At 56.6% G+C, this 21,491-nt stretch carries 18 protein-coding genes; 8 read left to right on the top strand and 10 right to left on the bottom strand.

The annotated features are described in order from the left end of the window. Positions 1-205 precede the first annotated feature (205 nt). Positions 206-2,128, top strand: a complete 1,923-nt coding sequence (locus EFA46_RS12760; protein ID WP_123078036.1) for a hypothetical protein — start codon at positions 206-208, stop codon at positions 2,126-2,128. Here the strand turns inward: EFA46_RS12760 and EFA46_RS12755 are convergent. Further along, positions 2,125-3,945: a M48 family metalloprotease gene (locus tag EFA46_RS12755; protein WP_123078034.1), complete on the bottom strand. Its 1,821-nt coding sequence runs from the start codon at positions 3,943-3,945 to the stop codon at positions 2,125-2,127. The two genes, EFA46_RS12760 and EFA46_RS12755, sit on opposite strands and share 4 nt — an antisense overlap. Positions 3,946-4,052: 107 nt before the next feature. Between EFA46_RS12755 and EFA46_RS12750 the strand changes: the two genes are divergently transcribed. The 3 genes from EFA46_RS12750 to EFA46_RS12740 all read left to right on the top strand — a co-directional run bounded on the left by EFA46_RS12750 (position 4,053) and on the right by EFA46_RS12740 (position 7,134). Then, positions 4,053-4,472, top strand: a complete 420-nt coding sequence (locus EFA46_RS12750; RefSeq protein WP_123078032.1) for a hypothetical protein — start codon at positions 4,053-4,055, stop codon at positions 4,470-4,472. A gap of 107 nt (positions 4,473-4,579) precedes the next feature. Next, positions 4,580-5,851, top strand: coding sequence for an MFS transporter (locus EFA46_RS12745; RefSeq protein ID WP_123078030.1), 1,272 nt, complete (start codon positions 4,580-4,582; stop codon positions 5,849-5,851). Positions 5,852-6,030: 179 nt separating this feature from the next. Then, the gene (locus EFA46_RS12740; protein WP_123078029.1) at positions 6,031-7,134 is read left to right on the top strand and encodes a DoxX family protein; all 1,104 of its coding nucleotides are present in this window, start codon (positions 6,031-6,033) and stop codon (positions 7,132-7,134) included. 32 nt (positions 7,135-7,166) lie between these two features. On the opposite strand, the gene EFA46_RS12735 is transcribed toward EFA46_RS12740, so the two are convergent. From EFA46_RS12735 to EFA46_RS12725, 3 genes are all read right to left on the bottom strand, one after another. Continuing rightward, a complete protein-coding gene (locus tag EFA46_RS12735) occupies positions 7,167-7,430 on the bottom strand; it encodes a GDP-mannose 4,6-dehydratase (RefSeq protein WP_370529280.1) in 264 nt (87 codons plus the stop codon). Positions 7,431-8,030: 600 nt separating this feature from the next. Next, positions 8,031-9,164 (bottom strand): glycosyltransferase family 4 protein, encoded by a 1,134-nt coding sequence (locus tag EFA46_RS12730; RefSeq protein ID WP_123078025.1) that lies wholly within the window; start codon positions 9,162-9,164, stop codon positions 8,031-8,033. Between the two features lie 108 nt (positions 9,165-9,272). Then, positions 9,273-9,473, bottom strand: a complete 201-nt coding sequence (locus EFA46_RS12725; protein WP_123078023.1) for a hypothetical protein — start codon at positions 9,471-9,473, stop codon at positions 9,273-9,275. Between the two features lie 84 nt (positions 9,474-9,557). On the opposite strand from EFA46_RS12725, the gene EFA46_RS12720 reads away from it, so the two are divergent. Further along, the gene (locus tag EFA46_RS12720; RefSeq protein ID WP_123078021.1) at positions 9,558-10,298 is read left to right on the top strand and encodes a hypothetical protein; all 741 of its coding nucleotides are present in this window, start codon (positions 9,558-9,560) and stop codon (positions 10,296-10,298) included. Positions 10,299-10,524: 226 nt separating this feature from the next. Next, positions 10,525-11,775, top strand: a complete 1,251-nt coding sequence (locus EFA46_RS12715; protein ID WP_123078447.1) for a sulfatase — start codon at positions 10,525-10,527, stop codon at positions 11,773-11,775. 8 nt (positions 11,776-11,783) lie between these two features. On the opposite strand, the gene EFA46_RS12710 is transcribed toward EFA46_RS12715, so the two are convergent. Next, positions 11,784-13,247 carry a flippase gene (locus EFA46_RS12710; protein ID WP_123078018.1) on the bottom strand — a complete coding sequence of 488 codons (1,464 nt, stop codon included), beginning with the start codon at positions 13,245-13,247 and terminating at the stop codon, positions 11,784-11,786. A gap of 58 nt (positions 13,248-13,305) precedes the next feature. After that, the gene (locus EFA46_RS12705) at positions 13,306-14,499 is read right to left on the bottom strand and encodes a glycosyltransferase family 4 protein (protein WP_158604278.1); all 1,194 of its coding nucleotides are present in this window, start codon (positions 14,497-14,499) and stop codon (positions 13,306-13,308) included. 116 nt (positions 14,500-14,615) lie between these two features. Between EFA46_RS12705 and EFA46_RS12700 the strand changes: the two genes are divergently transcribed. Together EFA46_RS12700 and EFA46_RS12695 are read left to right on the top strand one after the other, a co-directional pair. Continuing rightward, complete coding sequence (locus tag EFA46_RS12700; RefSeq protein WP_123078016.1) at positions 14,616-15,707, top strand: glycosyltransferase family 4 protein; 1,092 nt, start codon at positions 14,616-14,618, stop codon at positions 15,705-15,707. Beyond that, a complete protein-coding gene (locus EFA46_RS12695; protein ID WP_123078014.1) occupies positions 15,685-16,596 on the top strand; it encodes a glycosyltransferase in 912 nt (303 codons plus the stop codon). Before EFA46_RS12700 ends, EFA46_RS12695 begins: the two co-directional genes overlap by 23 nt. Before the next feature lie 3 nt (positions 16,597-16,599). Here the strand turns inward: EFA46_RS12695 and EFA46_RS12690 are convergent, their stop codons facing one another. The 4 genes from EFA46_RS12690 to EFA46_RS12675 are packed head-to-tail and all read right to left on the bottom strand — an operon-like array spanning position 16,600 to position 21,450. Further along, positions 16,600-18,291 (bottom strand): hypothetical protein, encoded by a 1,692-nt coding sequence (locus EFA46_RS12690; RefSeq protein WP_148040703.1) that lies wholly within the window; start codon positions 18,289-18,291, stop codon positions 16,600-16,602. 30 nt (positions 18,292-18,321) lie between these two features. After that, positions 18,322-18,957: a DapH/DapD/GlmU-related protein gene (locus EFA46_RS12685; protein WP_123078012.1), complete on the bottom strand. Its 636-nt coding sequence runs from the start codon at positions 18,955-18,957 to the stop codon at positions 18,322-18,324. After that, positions 18,958-20,334, bottom strand: coding sequence for a sulfatase-like hydrolase/transferase (locus tag EFA46_RS12680; RefSeq protein WP_123078010.1), 1,377 nt, complete (start codon positions 20,332-20,334; stop codon positions 18,958-18,960). A gap of 51 nt (positions 20,335-20,385) precedes the next feature. After that, on the bottom strand, positions 20,386-21,450 hold the full coding sequence (locus EFA46_RS12675; protein ID WP_123078008.1) for a glycosyltransferase family 4 protein: 1,065 nt from the start codon (positions 21,448-21,450) through the stop codon (positions 20,386-20,388). Positions 21,451-21,491: the final 41 nt, after the last annotated feature.

Here is a 21,491-nt window from a genome sequence, read left to right as displayed (position 1 = left end):
CGCGTGGCTCCTGAAGCGGCCACGGCTCGTCGAACGCCGCCGCATCTATCGGGCTCGCGTCTCCACCTGACCCGTCAGTGGCCGCTCTCCCGGCCTCGTCTCCGCGCACGTCTGCTCACCTGTCAGCGCGTACCCACGGCATCGGTATAATCCCACCGCCGCCTGCGGGCGAACGCTTTAGTCGCCCTCGCCGATAGCACGCCGTGTGCGCTCGCCAGCCGCCCTCACAGGACTCCTCGCACGCCTCCGCGACCCCTTCGACGCGTACGAGATGCGGTGGGCGACTGACCTCCCCCGGCCTACCCTCGAGTCCCGCCTCGACGACGCCTTCGAGCGGACCGCTGACGACGCGACCGGCTGGCGACACGACCACACGCTCGTCTACACCGACCGCCTCTCGGTCACGGACGACGGCGAGGTCCGCATCGTCCGCCGCTGGCCCGCCGCCGTCCGCCTCGCCGTCCTCGGCCTCGTCCTCCTCGCGCCGCTCGTCACCGCCTCCGTCTGGTCGGTCTTCCTCTACTTCGGCCTCGCGGCCCTCCTCCAAGGACGACCGGACACCGACCCGCCCCTGCAGGGCTGCGTCGAGACGACACTCGAGGCCGCCAACGGGCTCGTCGGCGTCACGATGCTCCTCTCGGTCGTCGCGGCGCTCCGGCAGTTCGACGCCACGGTCGACTCGTGGCTCGTCACACCGCTCGCCGTCGCCGTGCTCCTCCTCGTCCTCGTGAACGCCTATCTGGAGGACTCCCTCCCCTTCGTCACGCCCGACCTCAGCAAGCGCGTCCTCCTCATCCCGTACAACTTCCTCGCGCTCGCCGGCCCCGTCCTCATGCTCTTCTTCCCCATCGTCGTGTTCTCCGCGTGGGTCTCCCGGACGGGCGACCGACTCGCCGCGTACGCCTCGGAGAACCTCAACCGCGCGTCGCGCTCGGTGCTCTCCGACATGCTCGGCACCAGCCTCCCTGCGACCGGACAGATCGACCCGGAGACGATTCGCCACCTCGTCATGCAACTGTTCGTCCCGTACGCGCGGATCGCCCTGCTCGCCGCCGCCATCTCGCTCTTCCTCTGGGTGCACACGTCACGCACGACGGTTCGCGCGCTCCACCGCTATCGCCTCGACCGCTTCGCCTCAGACGCACGACGCGCGGTCGTCTTCCTCCTCTACGCCGCGTTCACCGCGCTCCTCTACACCGTCACCGCCGTCGCCGTCGCCATCCTCGCCTTCGGCGCGACCGGCGTCTACCCCCTCCCCGACGCCACGCTCCAGCCGCTCCTCACGCTCCTCCCCGCCGACACGCAGCCGACGCCGACCGCCTTCCTCGTGGACCTCTACCGCACCCTCGACTACACCTTCCGCGACGCCGGCCTCCCCGCCCGCGCCGTCGGCATCGGCTATCTCTGCCTCCTCCTCTGGCCGTTCGTCTTCGTCGCGCTCGGCACCGTCACCGAACTGCTCGCCCGCCCCGTCCGCGTCGCGACCGTCTTCCTGCGCTCGTCCCCGCTCCCCGAAGACGACGGGCAGGCCCTCCTCCCCGACGCCGTCGAGGTCCGCCGCATCGACCGCGCCGGCTTCCCCGCCCTCCGCCCGCTCTCGCTCCCCTTCGGTCTCGGCCACTACGTCTTCGTGAGCGACGTCCTCGTCGCGGAATGCACCCGCGCGGAACTGCACGCGCTCCTCGAGCACGAACACTACCACATCCGCGAGCGCAGCCTCGGCGTCGGCGCGACCGTCCTCTCCTCGCTCCTCGGTGGCACGACCCTCCTCCCGGCCTTCTACGACTACCGCGAGAGCGAGCGCGCCGCCGACGCCGCCGCCGCCGCCGCCGTGCTCGACGCACGCACCGTCCGCGACGCCATCCGGCGGATATACGAACTGCGTGCCCGCGCCGACGGCTCCCCCCTCGCGCTCCCCCACCCCGGCATCGTCGGCGCCGACACGCTCACGCCCCAGGGCGACGCCACCGCCGTCGACTCGCTCCGCGACGCCGTCGACCGCCTCCGAACGACGGTCTACGCGTACGGCACGGCACCATATCGGCTCTACTTCGGGAGCGTGCTCGTCGACACCGCGCACCTCCGGAAACGCGAGCGGCTCGACGCACTCTACGACCTCGAGGACTAGCCGTCGTCGCGGTCGAGGCGACGCACCGCCGCGATCCGCTCCTCGTTCGACGGATGCACCCCACCAGCGAAATACCCGAAGAGGAAGTCGAACACCCGATTCAGGCCCGCGACGGCGCGGCTATCGCCCATCTGCATCGTCGGGAGGAACGTGACCGCCGACTCCTCGAGCACGTCCCACTCCTCGCGGGCGAACCGCTCGAGCACGCCGACGAGGACGTCCGCGCCATCGGCCCCCGGGACGGCCTCGTCGACGCGGCGCACCGCACGCTCGTCCGCCGTCAACTCGCGCGCGTGGAAGTCGTAGATGCTGTACACGACGTTCTTCCCTATCAACGCGAACGTCGGCAGGCACGCGAGCACGAACTGGAGGTACGCCCCGCGATGCTCGAAGTGACTCTCCTCGTGTGCGATCACCGCCGCTCGCTCCGCGGGGTCGAGCGCATCCAGCGCCCCCTCCGAGAGCACGATTGCGTGAGCACATGGGTCCCAGTACGCCCCCGCGTAGAACTCCTCGCGCGGCAGCACCCACACGGGATACGCGGGCTCGAACGGCACGGCGTCCGCCGACAGGCCGCTCCGGTCACAGCGGCGTCGCACCGCCCACACCATGCCGGCCAGTCGAGCGAGCTGATAGCCGGCCCCGCAGACCAGATAGACCGTCGGCAGCGCGAGCGAGACGCCGAGCAGCCAGACGCTCGGTGGTGCGCCCGCCGTCGTGAGCCGCCAGCCGAGCACGACCGATCCGAGCACCACCGCGAGCAGCGTCCCCGCAGCCGTGATCATCGCGTACGCCGACACCGCCGCCACACGCGTCGACACCGTCCGCCCCTCGGTCGTGAATCGACGCCGCGTCGCGTCGTTCGACGCGAACAGCCAGCGCCAGCCGGCGACCCAGACGCCGCTCACCGACACCGCGCTCGCGACGACGGCACCCGAATCGACGAGGGAGGTCGCGGGAAGCGGCCGAACCGTGACGGCGAGGTGCCACGGGACCGAGAGCACGAGCAGCCCCGTGAGCGCCGCCGCCGTCACGACCTGTAGTGGCACGAGCCGCCGCGACCCCTGTCGGCCGAGCAGCACCGCGACGAGCAGAGCACCGCCCACGACGACGCCACACGACACCAGCGGCCGACGCACCGTGACGGCCGCGTTCAGCACGGCGAACGCCACCAGCCCCGCGCTCGCCGCCGCCGTCACCGCCACGTACCGGCTCGCCACCGGCGGCAGCGTGCGCAGCCACGCCGTCCCCACGGCCGACACGCCAGCGCACACCGACTCGACCCGCCGTGTCCAGCCGTGGACCGCCCACACGATACACCCCGCGCTCGCACACAGTACACCGACTCGCCCGCCGACGGCCAGCGAGCCAGCGACACAGAGCCACACGACGGCCAGCGGCCCCAGCTGCGGATACCGCACCCTCGACACCGACACCTGTCCGTCCGGCAGCCGGCTCCCCGACACCGTCGCACTCGTCCCGCCCATCGCGCCGAGGACGCCCAGCGCCCACAGCCACAGCGCGCCCGTCCCACCACCCAGCCGCGACGCCAGCGCGCCGAGCAGCACCGCGACGACACCGGCGAGCACGCACAGATACCACGCCCGCGTCACCCGAACCGTCTCCATGACCCGCGTTTCCGCTGCGCCGCGCTCGACCGTCCACGTCGTCCGCCACGCTAGGAGCCCCGCGAGCGCCTCCGTCACGTGCTCGTACGCGACATCGGCGTCACCCTCGTCGTCGAGGGCCCGCGAGAACACGACGTCGGGCACCCGAAGCGTCCCCGCCCGCTCGACGACCGCGAACGACTCCCGCATACCTCGCGTTGACACACTCGACGCCCAAAGCCGTTCGCCGTCCGGCGCACGATACGCGACCCGCACCGATGCTTTACCCGTCCGGGCGCTCAAGTCGGACAGACACGATGTCCCCGGCTGATGGTTCAGCACGACAGCACGAGCACCGAGCCGGCCATCCGCCGGTCGCGTGTGACGCCTGCGAGGACGTCCTCCGCGCCCGTGGCTCGCACTCGCCCTCGTTCCTCCTGCTGGACACGCTCAGAGTCCCCGCCCTCGGCTGCGACGACCACCTTGAACAGTTCACGACGATCTGCGGCTACACGACCGCCGACACACCCGCCCTCCTTGACCATCGCCCGGCCGGCGGCGTCTCCTGTCCGAGCTGCCGGCTCGCCCCGAACACCCCCGGACAGCCGGTCATCCCCGTCCGCGACGGCGCCGTCGCCACGCTCCTGTGCCCGGACCATCAGGCCGCCCTCGTCTCGCGCTTCCAGACCGGCCTCGACACACACCACCAGCTCACCGAGTCGCTTGACACGTCGTAGGGCGCGGTGGTCTTCCGCCGAGTCGCGCGCTACCGGCGCCACCAGCACCACGGCGAACGCTTTTCCGGAACAAGTAGCGTTTACATCCTCCTCGTTGGCTCTCCTGTATGCCGGGTGCCCGACTGCGCGATCTGAGCGGAGCCGTCGAGAAACAGACGGCACTCGTCGTCGGCCTCATCAGTGGCTCGCAGTTCTTCAACCACGCCTTCCTCGTCCTCCTCCCGCCGATCCTCCCGATTCTCTCGCGCGACTTCCAGGTCTCCATCGGGCTGTTGGGGCTCGCGCTCGGTGCGCAGGCGCTCGTCAACACCGCGTTCCAGCTGCCCTTCGGCTACCTCGCCGACCACTACGACCGCACCATCACGCTCGGCCTCTCCTCGGTGCTCGGTGCGGTCGGCGCGCTCGTCACGGCGTTCGCGACCAGTTTCCCCGAACTCGTCCTCGGGCAGGTCGTCCTTGGCCTCGGCGTCGCCGGCCACCACCCCGCACACTACCCGCTCCTCACCGACGCGACGAGCGACGACACGCGCGGTCGCGCGTTCGGCGTCTACAACTTCGGCGGCAGCCTCGGCTTCGCGACGCCGCCCGTCGTCATCACAGCCATCCTCGCCGTTCCCGGGTTCACGTGGCGACACGGCGTCGGCCTCATCGGCGCCGTCGGCCTCCTGTACGCCGTCGTCGTCACCGCGCTCGTCGGCTGGCGCGTCGACGACGCCATCACGGCACCGAACGTCGAGGCGAGCGCGAGCGGGACGCCGCTTCGCGAGCGCGTCGCGTCGGAACTCCGGGGGCTCGTCGCCGAACCCGGAATCCTCGCCGTCGCCCTGCTCACGCTCTTCTCCTCGACGGCGAACTGGGGCGTGACGACGTACGCCGTCGTCTTCCTGACGGACGTCTACGGCGTCTCGCTGGGGGTCGCGAACCTCACGCTCACGGGCATCTTCGTCGTCGGCGCGGGGGCGATCCTCCTCGGCGGCTACCTGACCGACCGGTTCAGCGGCGGGTACATCCTCGTCGCCAGCTTCGGCGGCTTCACCCTCCTCGTCGCCGTCGTCGCCGCGAACGTCGTCCCGGCGGTGCTCGCGGTCGGGCTGTTCCTGCTCCTCGGTGCGGTCAGGAGCATGGCCGGGCCCGCGCGCGACCAGCTCACCGAGCGCTTGGCCGCCCACGGGACGGTCGCGAAGAGCTTCGCCATCGTCACCATCGGCATCATGCTCGGGAGCACGGTCGCGCCGCCGGTGTTCGGCTACCTCATCCAGCGCGTCGGCGTGCAGGTCACGTTCTTCGCCGTCGCGGCCGTCGGGCTCGCGACGACGGCGCTCGCACTGCTCGTCCTGACGCGCTTCGTCGACGGCCACGCCGGCGTGGGGGCGGCGTGAGCGCGCGGCCGCCCCGTGATGTGGTTTCCGGTGCTCTCAGAGCGTCGAGAGCCAGATCGGTTCTGTCTCACCCGGAGCGAACGGGAGTGCCTCCACCCGAGCAACGGCCGCACGCACTCTACTCCCCGTCATAACGTGCGGGGAACAGGTGTTTCCGGAGGGCGGCCGTCCAGACGGCTATGCGCTCCGGGACCCACCCCCGTTACCGCCGCCTCGCCGTCGCGACGCTCCTCGCAGTCCTCTGTACTGCGAGGCCGGCCGCCGCTCACGTCGACTACACTGCGGAGGGCGGTGGGCACGTCGACACCGTCCAGTTCCTCGTCGACGTGCTCTCCCACCCGTTTCACGTGGCCGTCCTCGTCGGCGGTGCAGTCGCCGTCGTCGCCGCCGCAGTCACGTATCTGCGACGACGACCGCTCCAGCGCGATATCGCGGTGTTCCGGGCTGCGGTCACCGACTACGCCGACCTCCTCCCGTGGCTGCTCCGGTTGAGCTTCGGGCTGCCGCTCGTCGGCGCTGGCTTCGCCGGCTACTTCATCAGCCCGGCGGTAACGCCGACCGGGTCGATACTCGCGCCGCTCGCGCGACTCGTGCAGATCGGACTCGGGTTCGCGCTCCTCTTCGGGCTCGCGACCCGTGTCGCCGCGTTCCTCGGGCTGCTCGCCTATCTCGGCGTGCTCCTCGTCCGCCCGGAACTCCTCCTCGCCATGGAGTACGTCGCCGGCTTCACCGTCCTCATCCTGCTCGGAAGCGGCCGCCCGAGCGCTGACGCGGTCCTCGAAACCATCGCAGCCGCCGACGGCACGACGTACGGCAGAATCGACCCCGTGCATCGAGTTACCGGCGTCTTCCGCGACCGCGTCGCGCCCTCCCGTCGGTTCGTCCCGACCATCGTCCGCGCCGGCCTCGGGGTGACGTTCCTCTACCTCGGCGTCGTCGAGAAACTGCTCGCGCCCGGTCCCGCCCTCCAGGTCGTCGCGAAATACAACCTCACTCAGGTCGTCCCCGTCGACCCCGGCCTCTGGGTGCTCGGGGCCGCCCTTGCAGAGATCGCACTCGGCACCGCGCTCATCCTCGGGCTGTTCACGCGCGCGGACGCGCTCACCGCCCTCCTCATGTTCACCCTCACGCTCTTCGGCCTCCCCGACGACCCGGTTCTCGCGCACATCTCCCTCTTCGGCCTCGCGTCCGCCCTCATCATCACCGGCGCTGGCCCGCACGCACTCGATACCGCCCTCCCCGAGTGGCTCGCTCGCCGCACCGCCGACGATGCGGCCACCTGACGTACAACGTCAGTCCCAGCGAGCACATGCCCTCAGTGTTCGCTGAGCAGTCGCTCGAGGCCCTCGTCGAGCGAGACCTGTGGCTCGAAGCCGAGTTGCTCCCGCGCCTTCGAGATGTCCGCGACGCTCTCCTTGATGTCGCCGTCGCGCGCGTCCGTGTGAACGATCTCCGACCCGGTGTCTGCGGCGTCGCGCATCGTCTCCGCGAGCCCGCGAATGCTCACCGAGCTCCCCGTCCCGGTATTGCACGCCTCGCCCGTGTCGTCGGTCGTCGCCGCGCGGAGGTTCGCCTGCACGACCTTGTCGTCGACCGATAGTGCTGGATGGGCCCCGGTGTCGCCAGTATTCCTCTGTCGACGACTCCGCGTAGTCGGTGCCGACCACGACATAGCCCGCTGTCGCCTTCCCCCGAGAGATGCCGTGGCGACACCGCGTTTCATCTGTCCTGATATCGGTCGTGAGCCGTCCGTTTGAGATGGCTACGGTCTCCGTCTCTAGAGCTATTCGGTGTTGCTAGTACGGGCCTGAAGTAATCGAGCAGTTATGCCATCCAATTCGAACGCTGTCGCCGTCGACGGGTCGACTTCGAAGACTCGGCGCCGCGCCGGCTCGAGGTCAGTGTGAATAGGTTATCTCACTCGTACGTTTGAAGTCCCTGAGGAACACACCCACCCCACTGCTTCCGCTGTTAACATACAAGAAGAGAGAGGCAGGTCGCAGACTAGGCATATCATGGAGGCTGTGTACAGCGGAAGCGGTGGGGTGGGTGTGTCGCGTTTCTCGACGACAGTCTCGCACCGGGGCCCCTCTATCTGCTCGACGGTTCGCCCTTCGCGACGGCGCGAACGATGCCCGTCGGCGTCACCCGAACACCACCCACCCGGCAGTGCGGCCACCTACCACTCGCCATCGACGGCCGCCCGATACGCGTCCAGTGCATCCGTGGCAATCCGGTCCCAACTAAACATCCCCGCACGCGTCACCGGGTCGCTCGGTGGTCGCTCACCAGCTAGCGCCCGCTCCAGGACGGCCGACACACCGTCGACCGTCGGCGTCGCGAGGAACCCACCCTCCCCGATCACTTCGTCCGCGGCCGAGTCCGGATGCTCGGCGCCGATCACCGTACACCCCGCCGCCATCGCCTCCGCATACGTCAACCCGAATCCCTCTCTCGTGGACGGCGACGCGAACACCTCGGCCGCACGCATCTGCGCCACGACGTCCGCGTACTCCTCGAGGAACCCCGTGAACGTGATCCGGCCTGCGCTATCGAGCCCTCGCGCGTGCGCTTCGAGCTCCTCGCGCATCGGCCCATCCCCGACGATACCGAGCGTCTCGTCCGTCGACGCCCGGTCGAAGGCATCGAGGAGGACGTCCACGCGCTTGTCCTCGATCAACCGCCCTGCAAAGAGCACGTCGAAGCCGTCGCTCGCGGGCGTCGTCTCCCGGATCTGTTCGTAATCGATCCCGTTCGGCACGACGCGAATCCGGTCCCGATCGGGTCCGATTTCTGCGAGCCGCCCCGCCGTCAGCTCCGACACCGCAATCGGATGCTGTGGGACTCGCGCCGTCGCGTGCTCCACCGCCTTCCCGAACGGCGCCAGATACCCCAGATAGTCCTCCCAGTAGTCCCGCCACACCTCGTGCCACGTCGTGACCAGCGGCGTTCCGGTGCCGAGCGTCGCGATCTCGGCGGCGAGCACCGGGAAATACGGGAAGACACTCGCCACCACGACGTCGTGCTCGTCGATATGGCGGCGCAACGGCACGACGACGTCCGTCGCGAACTCCAGCGCCTCCGTGATCGAGCGCTCCCCGTCGTCGCCCGTGTACAGCTCGCGCTCCGGGCTGACCGCACGGAGCGTCATCCCCTCGTACTCCATCACCTCGGGGCCGTCCCAGAAATGGCGCGCGTACAGGGTGATGTCGTGGCCCTCGTCGGCGAGCCGGGTGCCGATCTCGTAGATGCGCTTCTCGGCGCCGCCGGTGACGAAGGGGTAGACGACGTTGGAGACGAAACAGAGATTCATCGGCTGGTGTTCGATTCCTGGTCAAACAGCCCCTTCAACGCTTCTTCTCACCGACACATGTCGTGGCTACTGAACCGCGACTGCGACACCGCGCCCACTCCGTGATGGTCATCTCTGGGAACCACGATAGAGCAGGGCGACGAAGGCGGCGAGGAATGGTGCGGCGAAGGGGAGCCACGATACGACCGTCGCTGTCTGTACGGACGGCTCGAGCGCGACGGCTAACAAGAAGAGGGCAGCTAGGAGTCCGAGAGTGCCAGCACCCACCTCGAATGTATCGGGCTTCGAACTCCGGGTGCGCTGGCTCATACCCGGAAAATCACACCTCGACCATATGAGTGTACTGGTAGCCTCACGCAACTCTCAAGAGACCTCCTCCGGTAGCAGGGTGTAATGGCCGCTGGAGGGAGTGGACTATTGAGCGCGTCTTCGTCGACGTTCGACCTCTATGATTTCTTCAGCATGCTCATTCCGGGTGCCGCGCTGGTTCTCGGCGTTCTCCCGTTCGCCCCGAAGGAGACCCCGGTCGACGCTGCCGGACTCGTGGTCGTGTTGCTCGTGAGTGGCTATATTGCCGGGCGTGGATTACACACGATCGCTGAGAGCATCGATAACATCCTCGGAAAACGCTCCCATCGGGACTTCTTCGTCGACGTTCTCCAGGGAACTGAGGAGTTACTCGACCCCGCGACGGTCGACGAGTTCTACGACGTCGCGACGACGTTCGCTGACTCTCCCGACCTCCCGGATGACCGCGCCGACGCGAGTGCGACCGAACTGGAGACCCTCTATCTCTACGTTCGGGCGCGGATTCACATGCATGGACAAGGACGGTCCCGGACCTTCCAAGCGATCCACGCCTTCTATCGGAGCACTCATCTGACCTTCGTCTGTCTCGCGATACTCTACTTCGTGTTCGGTGCTGGCGTCTTCTTCGGGCTCTTCTCTGGGATTGGGTCCTTCACCTCCTACTGGGGGACGTTAGGTCTCTCGGGGAACACCTTCGTCGCGATCAGTGAACTCATCGCGGCGGTCAGCCTCGCGGCGTTCCACGACGCGAAGGGCGATTACCGTGAGTACTTCATCCAGTACTTACTCATCGACTTCCTCATGATCGAGTCCCCCCCTGACTAGCCGGATGGAACGGCGACTCCCCCGTGTGCCTGAGCAGTATCTTGGGCCACGCCGCGTTTCCCTCCCGCTCTCCTGGTTCCGCCGTCCGCGTTCTCACTCCCTGCATCGATAGCGCCCGCGCTCGGCCGTTCGCTCGAGTCTCGTGCCCGACCTGACTGCGCATCCGCGTATTGACCCGCTGTCATCTCCGGAAGAAACAAATCACTCGATGGCCAGAACTACTATGATGAGTGAATCGCCACGGAACATCATTCTCCTGTCCGCCGACGCGCTTCGGGCGGACCACCTCTCCTATCACGGGTATCATCGCGACACCTCGCCGGTCCTCGATGAGCTCGCTGAGGAGAGCATCACGTTCACGAACGCGTACAGCGCGAGCTCGCATACGCGTGAGGCCGTGCCCGCACTGCTGACCGGCGAGTATCCGGACGTCGCGATCGGCTCCGACTACCGGCTCGCGACCGATACCATCGCATCGACGCTCTCCGAGGAGGGGTTCGCGACCGGCGGGTTCCACTCGAACCCCTACGTCTCGCGAGCGTACGGCTTCGACCGTGGGTTCGATGAGTTCGACGACGACCTCCATCTCGGCCAGCACAAACTCATCGCGCTCGCCCAGCGCGCGCTCGACAAACTCCGCAATCGGCACTACGCGCGCGCCGAGGAGATCAACGAGCGGTCGCTCGAGTGGATCGACGGCCTCGACGGCGAGCGCTTCTTCTGTTGGAACCACTACATGGACACCCACGGGCCGTACGAGCCCCCACGCGGACACGCCACGCGCTACACCGACGAGCGGGTGTCCGATTCGGAAGCGCAATCGCTCTATCAGCGCGCCATCGCGGACCCCGAGTCGATCAGCGAGACCGAGCGGCAACTACTGATCGACCTCTACGACGCCGAGATTCGCTACAACGACATGCGGATCGGCGAGTTCCTCGACGACCTCCGCGAGCGCGACCTCCTTGAGGACTCCCTCCTCATCTTCACCGCCGACCACGGCGACGCCTTCGACGAACACGGCTACTACGAGCATCCGCGCTATCTCCACGACGAAATCACGCACGTCCCGCTCCTCGTTCGGCCGCCCGGTGGCGCGGACGGCATCGTCGAGACGCCCGTGAGCACCCTCGACATCGTCCAGACGATGGAGAACGTGGTCGGCCGTGGCGCTGGTTTCTCGCTCCTCGACAACGTCGAGGGCGATCGGCGCGTCTTCTCTCAGGCTCGTGGCGAGAACGATCACGCGCATCTCCGGCGGTACGCGCTCCGAACGCTCGACGGCGCCTGCTTCTGTGAGCGCGACCAGGAGACGGGTGCTGTCGAGTTCACCGACACCACCGACCGCTCGCTCCGTGACGAACTCGAAGCGCACGTCGAGGAGCGCGTCGCCGTCGAGAACGGCGAGAGCGTTGGCGATGATGACGACGTTGGTGAGGAGATCGAGGACCGACTGCAGGCACTCGGGTATAAATAACTTCGGGGCTAAACAGGTGACAGGCGAGCCAGATCTGATACATTCACAATCCCTGACATGATTAGGAGTGCTGTGTATATCATTGAGAATACAGATATGAACAGTATAAATGACAGTATTGTCTCTGGCTTGTCCAAAAGTATTCTCATAGATATAGAGACAGTAGCCGCAATGAAAACTACACTACCCAGCTTCATATATGGAAGTGTTATTCCAGCTTTGTGTTTCGCTAGCACAAAGTGTGGTATGTTCGAAAATAATATTCCAACCGAAGTAGCGATTCCTGCTCCGAGTAAGCCATATCGCGGAATTAAGAAGACATTCAAAATCGTGTTGGCGAATACAGCCACGATATAACTTCCAAGTATATACCGCGAAAAACCCATTATTTTTAATAAATTTGTCGCTGGCCCAATAGAAACTGCGGCAAATTGAGCTAGTAGGAGTATTATTAGAGCACACCACCCAGAACCAAAGTCTGTACCGAATAACATTAAGAGAGAAGTACGAGAGAAAAGGATGAGAAATAGACAGGGAGCAGCCGTCAAAACCACGACCCATTCCACCCCTGACCTATATCGTTCGCGGAGCATTGCTTCTTCATCATTTGCTAATAGTGACCCAAAGTTAGGATATAAACTGTCCGAAATAACCCGTTGGAAGATCGCAATAGATGTCGCAAGAAGGAATGCCGCCTGATACACACCTACATCAGAACTAGTCATGAAGTACCCAACTAAGAGAGTATCTGTCCAATTCAAGAAGAAGCCAATAAATCCAGATATGAATAGTGGTGTCGAAAATTTCAGCAAAGACCTAAAATTAGTTGAAATGCGGTTAAATCCCTCCTTTTTGACTATGCTGTATGTGACTACAAGACCACCAATTGCTATCACCCACAACAAAATTACGTAAACCTCTATAATAGCTACCAGTCCTCCACCAGATAAGACAACGAATACAGCAGCAATGAACGGACCTGCTTTAGGGAACACTTGACGAATTATTGATGAAAGTCCTGCACGCTCATAGCTCAAGCAGAAAGCCCCGGTAAGAGAAGCAATTGATTTAGCGGGAATAGAATAGGTAAATTTACGCAGAATTGGAACAAGGTCGCTATTTTGGAATATTATACTTGCTAGATCTGGAGCCCCCATCCATAGGAAGACTGATGATAATGTAGAAAGTGGTATTATAATCACAAAGCTCGCGACTAAGACACCTACGACTTTGTCAGATTGACCTTTTGATCGGAATCTACTTCCGAAGGAAATGACACCATCGGGAAGACCAAGAAGCGCTATTGACGTTAATACACTAACCGTCATTAGGGATACCGAATATAGTCCGAATTCTGAGGCACCAAATTCGTTGGCAACTAGTAGCCGGAAACCGAACGCTCCTGCGTCCGCAATAGCTGATCCTACAAAGAGGAATGACGCGTTCCTCACTAATCTTCTAACGTCACTCATTATCTAGTCACTATTATAACAATACGCTTTTAGACTATATACCTGGAACATCTTGATGCTACTCCATCTCTTTAACCATGCCTTGATATTCTGATGCAACCCTTTCGTTATACGCCTCCCAACTATAATTTGATGATACATGATCGATTATATCTCTTCTGTCCCATTCCTTGGATATACCTAGTTTAATGGAACTGCTAAGTGAGTCTACGCACCCTGCAGGAATTACAAGTCCGTCTTTCCCTTCTCGAATGCAGTCTTTAGCACCAGTATTCTCTGTGGTTATAACTGGTGTACCATAACTAAGAGACTCCAACACAACACGTCCAAATCCATCCTCTAATGAAGGGAATGCGAAGAGATCAGCATTTGCGTACCAAATATCAATTCGATCTTCCCACCCCAACACATGTACATCTTCACCTGTCTTTTCGAGCTCTTGGCGGAGAATATCTTCGACAGTTCCGATAATGACTAGATCATGTGATTCTATCTCTGCATTCTCCCATGCCTTAATTAGGTGGTGTGTTCCTTTACGTAATCTAGCACCCCCTATAAAAACAACATATGGACTATCGCCAACAACTTTCTTTACTCGCTCGGGCCTTCGTTTTTGTTTAGTCTGATTAGTAGGCCCATCTATAGACACGCCTAGAGGAATAGTGATTATTTTATCACTTTTGACGCCATGCTTCTCGAATGAGTCTCTAACAAAACGTGATGGAACTACAATATAATCAGATTTCCTATATTCCTTCTCTTCCACTCTCGCAAAATTATCTGATATCGGCGGTGCTCTATCTGTTTCATGATTATTATACACACGGTCTAGGATCTTCTGTTGCTCTCGAATATGTGCAGAGGCACGCTCAACAACCGTTATATACCCCTTCTCTTTTCCAGACTCTATTGATTTAAGCATACTACCTGAGAATCCAACTAAAATCTCATTCTCCTGTGCTGGTGGGAGGGATCTAGCAACCATCCAATCAAATAGGCGTTGTTTAGTTCGGAATAGGGGACGGTTCCAGTTACGTAGAGGGAGCGCTGTTTCGACTTGAGGCACTCGGTGGCTTACTTGCCCAAATATCTCTGCTAGCCATAGAGACTCGATCTTTGTTTTTGGAACCTTACCTGAAACAAATCGTTTAGGAAGGCTTGTGTAATAGGAGCGTAACGCCTCTCTTTGGTTTAGTCCGGCGGCAAGCTCTGGGGCATGGAACTCGCCCGGAACTGAAATCGTCGTTTTCATATGTAACATGTGAGTTTACATTCTCATTAGACTACTGATTAGAACTCCTCTATCTAGATTACTGTTTTGAGAACATAGAAAGAGTTTTGCTACAATCCGGATGTATCTTAGTTCCCATGGCTACTGTTGATTCTCCCGCAATCCTTGTAGTCACTCCTGATTTCCCTCCAAACGGTGGTGGTATTGGTAGTGTTGCATATAATTATTGTAAATACACCTCACTTAATGCAGATGTATTGACCTCTGGTAACGATGAACGTGATATTAACGTAGATCAAGTTGACATACACACAGTACCCAATATGAGTGGCCTTCGGGGTTTGTTATACTGTCTACAAAAAATACAATCGATAAATAAAAAATATGATGTTTTATACTTTACACACCCTTTCTATGCTTCTCTAGGATGTGCTTTTCCGCAGAAAGTATGTGTGCATGTCCATGGAAATAGCCTCATTGGAACTGGTATGAAGAAAGAAGTGATGAAAAGGCTATCTCAGGTTGGTCTACGTAGTGCGGATGGAATTATTGCGAATAGCAGTTGGACACAGGCCCAGGTAGAGCTAAGTCCCACGGCTGATATTACTGTCATACATCCAGGTGTGTCTCCATCGCTTATCGCATTAGGAAAAGATAGCGGGCCAAGGTCTTGGCATAGGGGACTTTCATCTCAAGCGACCTTACTTACTGTTGGAAGGCTTGTTAAGCGAAAAGGACATAGAGAAGCTATCAGGGCGATCTCAAACTTCAATGTAGACTACTATATAGTTGGTGCAGGTGAGATGGAACAGGAGCTTAAGCGCTTAGTCAAATCGCTAGAGATGGGTGATCAAGTACATTTCGAAGGTTATGTGCCAGAGGATGACCTACCAGAATACTACGCTAGATCAGATTTGTTTGTTATGCCAAGTATGTTTATGAAAGAGCGTGGTAGCGTAGAGGGGTTTGGTATCGTATTTCTAGAAGCCAACTCGTTTGGAGTGCCGGTTATCGGTGGAAATACTGGTGGTGTCCCTTCCGCTATAGTTCCAGGCGAGACAGGACTCCTTGTTCAACCAGATGCAGATAGCGTATCAGATGCGATCTCCCGATTATTGAGTAATGCTGAATTATATGAGAGATGTTCAGATCAGGGAATGGATTGGGCAGCAAAGCATTCTTGGAACAGAATCGTAGAGCAAATGGATGAATATATTAAAAGCATCTGAGTTCCTTGATGCAGTCTGTCCTTGCCGCCTACTACCGAAAGATTGTTTTCTAAACCTTGTAAATATACCACTAATGAGCCGAGTTACTTCACGACGCCCACTAGTATCTGTAATAATACCGACATACAACAGTCAACAGACAATATCGGAATGTATTGAATCCCTCATGGAACAGGAATATGATAATATAGAAGTTATAGTTGTTGATGGAGGGAGCTCAGATCGGACTTTAGATATCTGCCGGAGATACAATACTAGTATTATTAAGTCCGAGTTAGGAATGGCTGCATCTCGAGTACGAGGGGCGAAAGAAGCAAAAGGCGATTTCCTCTTTCATGTGGATTCTGACATGGAACTATCACCACATCTTATAGACGAATGCGTCGATCTTACCAAGGACTTTGAGGCGCTTATTATCCCCGAAATCAATGTCGGGGATTCATATTGGGCGGAATGTACAGACATCGGAAAAGCCATTTCACGTCGTAAAAAGACTGGGCACCTAAGATTTCTCAAGTCGGATTTATACGAATCTGTCGGTGGCCATAACCCACATTTGCTATATAAAGAGGATCTTGAATTGCATGAATTAGTCTTCAGAACGGGCGCTACAATCGGTCATACACATAATGTTATATTTCATAATATTGGTGACCCATCGCTGTTCGATATCCTCTCTCAAAAAATAAGCTATTTCAAGAGTTTATCTGCATACCAAGACAACTCCCGAGTGGCTCAAATCAGGTCGAAAAACGATGAAACATCCCCGTTAATACTTATTCAAGAGCTCGCGCGTCGGCCGGCCTATGCTCCGGGCTATATTCTGATTACGCTCCTCTCTGCTCTCCTGAGTCAGGTCTTCGGGAAATATTATTCTTTATTTGGGTGAGCGTTAGCTGTCTTTATACAGCAGTCCATTCCCTGAGTGATACACTCGGTTGTAGCCTTGATCAAAGCTATTGTAGAAATCTTTTGGAGGAGTTTCGGGATAGGTTAGACTCTCCAAGTTCACACCCCGCTCTGACAACCTTTTTGTAGTAAATATATAACTTGATGAGAGGTATCTTTCTGATTCGTATGAACTGTCCACTATCTGGCTTCTGATTGTTTTTTGAATTGTTCTCTCGGATTCCACGTAACTCTTATTGAAATAAATATTCCTTACATCACCTGTCCAACCTTGGTATACTGGCCGAACAATAGCGATTCCAAGTTGATTGTAATAGACGAGTCCGTTACCGACCTCTGGCTCAGTAAATATTAACTGATCATCAGGAACGTTCTCTCCGGTAAATCCTACGGCAGCCACTTCATCATTCGTGAAGCGCTGGGTATCATGTATAATTGGAGCCTGTGTGGCTACTGAGAGAACTACTAAAGCGCCAATGAAGATGTACATTGCCCTCTTCAAGCGAATCCCACGTATTTTTGTTAAAATATATGGTATGATAAACATGAGAACAGGTGTCCCGGCAGCGGCAGTTCTTCGCACACCGACACCAATACCACCGTATGAATAATACATAATGAAAACTACTGGATATAATGATAAGATCATAATTATAAATACTGTATTCTGGTTGCGATCCCGGCCAACTATGAGATACATGAAATATATAATCACAAGAACGTATCCTGCACGTAGCATTACTTTGCTAATTGAGCTAACCGCTTGTAGCGGATTTTGACCAAAACTCAGAGATGCGTAGAAGACTGATGTTTTCGCTGCAGAGAGTGACTCTGCTTTCTGTGAGCTATTAACAAAGAACCACGTCAATTTTATAACTAACTCGGATATGATTCCTGAATAGTATAGGCCAACAGAAACCACGATAAATGATATTGCTAAAATCCGTATATAAATCGACTCATGTTTTCTTCTCTGAAGTGCCGGCCTCACTATTGAGGTTATATATTCAATAATATAAAATGAAGGAATAATGAATAGAGCGAGTAGTGCAATAGTATGGTATACCATCATCACTACGGAGGAGCAGGCAAACAGGAGTAGAATCCACCGGCGATCAAAACCACTCAGATTTATGCGGTACATGATATATAAGACTAGAGAATAGAAGCATAATCCGTACCCGGCATAGAGTAAGCTATGCTTTGTAAAATCAATAAATATACCAGATATGAATAGGCCATATATAAATATTAATACTATTGAATACAATCCTGAATTACGATTCATACGCCGGTGCACAGACACACCAATTAGTGCGAGAAGGAAGTAAGATAGATTTGGGATGGAAAGAAGCAGTCTAAGCCCTGGCCCCAACCCAGTTTTCCCAGATATGACGGATATGATGGCCAAGAGAATGGCTGATATGTCCGGCCTGACAATCATACGACTTGAAACGCTAGTAATTGGGTCTGGTATCTGTTGTATTGTTCCCGTCGTCGCTATGTGAAACCGACCCCAGTCGTGGGTTGCCCCATAACCGCCAACTAACCCTGGATTACCCATAGAGGGATACACTCGAATAAACCAGCTGAGTAATATCGCCCAAACCAGGGCTATTATTACTATCTTGACTGGGGCTCTTTCACCAAGGGAATCTTTAATAGTCAAGGCCACTTGTTAACCCTCACCACTCTCTGAATAAACCTAATGCCAATCAACATTCTTTTGAATAGTTCTCGCAGGTGCTCCACCAACTAGTGTTTCGGTATCAACATCATTAGTGATGACACTATTTGCTGCGATTATTGCACCGTCTCCGATCTCTACTCCCGGTAGCACCGTTGCATTGGCTCCAATCCATACGTTATCCCCGATTGATATGGGATTTTTAATTGGCTTTTCTGTCCCACTTTCTTCAATGTGGTGCATATTTGAATCCATAATGTCAACCCCCCATGATATTGCACATCCTTTTCCAATCTCAATTTGGCTGTCACATACGATATAGGAATCACCGGATATGTAGCTTGGCCCGCTCATGGTGAATTCCCCATTAATTCGCACCTGCATTGCTGGACCCATCCGTGCAGCGCCGTCTTCTGCAGATATTATCAACTTTCCATCACGACCAATCTCTAATCGTGATCCTCCTCTACTATCATGTACCGCAGAAGTGTTAATCCCGAATAAGAACTTCCCAGCACAAATAATAGTAGATTTGTTATGTATGTCTATATGTGTCTTCCTCCCAAATAATACCCGAAGTCCTCGTCCTGAGATATGGGGGTAATTCCACAGCGTTTTGATTAGGCCACGTATACCAATCGCCTTCAGAACCATTTATATATATCCTAGATCTTCGAGTCTATCGATCGACTCTTCCGGGAGCTCTTCTCCTCGTCTCTCCATAGAACCTAACACGTCGTCGATGCTTCTATCAAAAAACTCGCTAATGTCTACTTGATGGTTCTCCGTAGTCGGTTCCTGCATCGACGGCTTACTAATCTCTATATCAAACCACTTACTAGCTCCCTGCGAATCCCAAATGTATTTTTTACCCCCACCAATGATTGTTCGAATCATCCTCTCTGCAGATTCAGTTCCTTGGTCAAGGTCCGTACCAACTCTTTCAGCAGGGACACTGTCACGTGGTGAGATATTCCAGTGGTCCTGTGCCAGCCCACCGATTAAATCACGGAAGTCAAGGTGTGAGTATAAACTACTTGAATCCGGGGATTTCCCTGCTGGTGGATTAATTATCTCCATTGGCACGTGAAGTAACCCCTCGGAAAGTGAGGACTCATGACCCAGCCGATAGTCTTCAGATTCATACCCTAAGTTCTCTCCATGGTCAGAAGTGATGATGAATGTAGTTTCGCCTTCCAGTACAGTAGTCCATTCCTCAATCATCTTCTTAACTTTTCTATCAAGATAATCGATAGCTGCCGCATATATTTCACGGAAATACTTTAGTTCTGGTTCCTCAACGTTATCTTTGGGTAAGCGCGCTGCCTCTGTAAGCTCACTCGATGACCACGACAATGGTCCGGTGTAAATACCCCTATCATAGTTGTACATTGGCTGGTGTGGTCCATGTGCTTCCATAAGGTTAACAAAAAGAAATACTGGCTGCTCTTGGGTCTTTAGAGTACTTTTCACGCGGTTCTGAATAACACGGGACCCGTCATCAAATGGTGACGGAACCGGTAGATTCTGGGGCAGATAATTCAATTTCATAAACGCACCATTGAGAAAACTCTTGAGGGGATGGTCATGAGTGATAGCGGACCGCAGAAATTCTACTATTTCAGTTCTATCTTCTCCACTTTCTTTCCGCTTAAAATTATTAATATTTATGCCTTCAGTAAATCGCTGACTCGGGGCAGTATATATGAATTCATCAAAAAGAGAATCCGCAGTAAATGCCGGACTTAAGAAGCCGTTTGCACTCGCACAAATTGTTTTGTAATCCGCCAGATCCCCGATTAGAGTTTTATTTCGGCTCACACCACCAATATCACAATTATTAATGTGTATTCCGGACTTATGAGGCAGGTCACCGGTAAACATTGACCCATGGCTAGGGACTGTCCATGAGCTTGTCGAACGCCAAGCCTCGAACGATATATCTGACGCTGATTTTATTCGACCAGCGTATCGATCAAAATAGTCTTTCCGGACAGAATCTAAACAGAGCACTACAATGTTCCGGACCATATTGGCTCTATCCTATACTCACGTAATAACTTTTCTTCTGAGTAGTTAGGCTTAGAGACCCGCTGGATTAGCACACGATGTGATGACCTGTTTAAATATCTTAATTGTCCGCTTTGCGACTGTACTCCAAGAATATTGTCTCGCTATACTTACACAGTCTTCAGCATTGAGATTGGATGCCTTTTTGACCCCTGATTTAATGTTGGTTGTAACCACTCCTGCCTCATCGGTCAAAACCTCTGATGCTCCACAACTGGATGTCGTCACTACTGGGGTTCCACACGCAAGAGACTCTACAACAACATTTCCGAACGACTCAAAATGCGCAGGGTGTACTGTTACTGCTGACTGGGAGTACAATTCCCTCAAACGATCTTGGTGGACACGCCCATGACAGACAATATTTGAGTGGGCAATGTCCACATCCCCCACAATATGTACTGGCCGATGATTACTATCAGCGTATCTAATTACTGATTTAAGCCCTTTTTGGTTTGAATCTCCGACAAAGAGTACACCATCGCGTTTGCTTGATTCAACCGGATAAAATTTGCTTGTGTCGACCCCGTTATATATGATCTCTTGTGGGCATTCGATACTATATTTCTCTTCCCACCCAGACATATTCACCGTACTATTAAATATCGCATAGTCTGAAACTTTAAATGACCTATTATTAATCACTGTTCGAAATGGTTGTAGAAGTGAATCTCCTATTTTATCACTAGTTGATAAGCTCTTCCGCATGTATTTTCGAGTCATTGGAGTGCAATCGTGATATTTTGTAACAAGGGGTAGACCTGGGATGGTATACGGTATTGGTGTGTGTGCGATGGCGATATCAAACCTTGATGTATCTATATCATGTATCTTCTTTCTAAGAGCGAGGGGATATAGGACGTAGTACCCCTTCCGATATCCAAATTCTACAGGAATTGTCTTGATCTGGTCTGAGACTTCATCTGCTAACTCATCCCATGACTGGGGGCATTTTCCACCTAAAACAGTTACTTCATGGCCCCGGTCAGCAATCTTGTTGTATAGGTTGGTTAGGTGATAGGATATCCCTCCTAGTACATGAGGGGGGAATTCTCGAGATAGTACTAATATATTCATATCTCCTCTCGTTTTATTCGGCCTCCTCTATTAATCGGCCG

The organism is Halarchaeum sp. CBA1220 (genome assembly GCF_003721175.2).
In the GTDB taxonomy this organism is placed as follows: domain Archaea; phylum Halobacteriota; class Halobacteria; order Halobacteriales; family Halobacteriaceae; genus Halarchaeum; species Halarchaeum grantii.
This window is presented reverse-complemented; position numbering and strand designations above follow the sequence as displayed.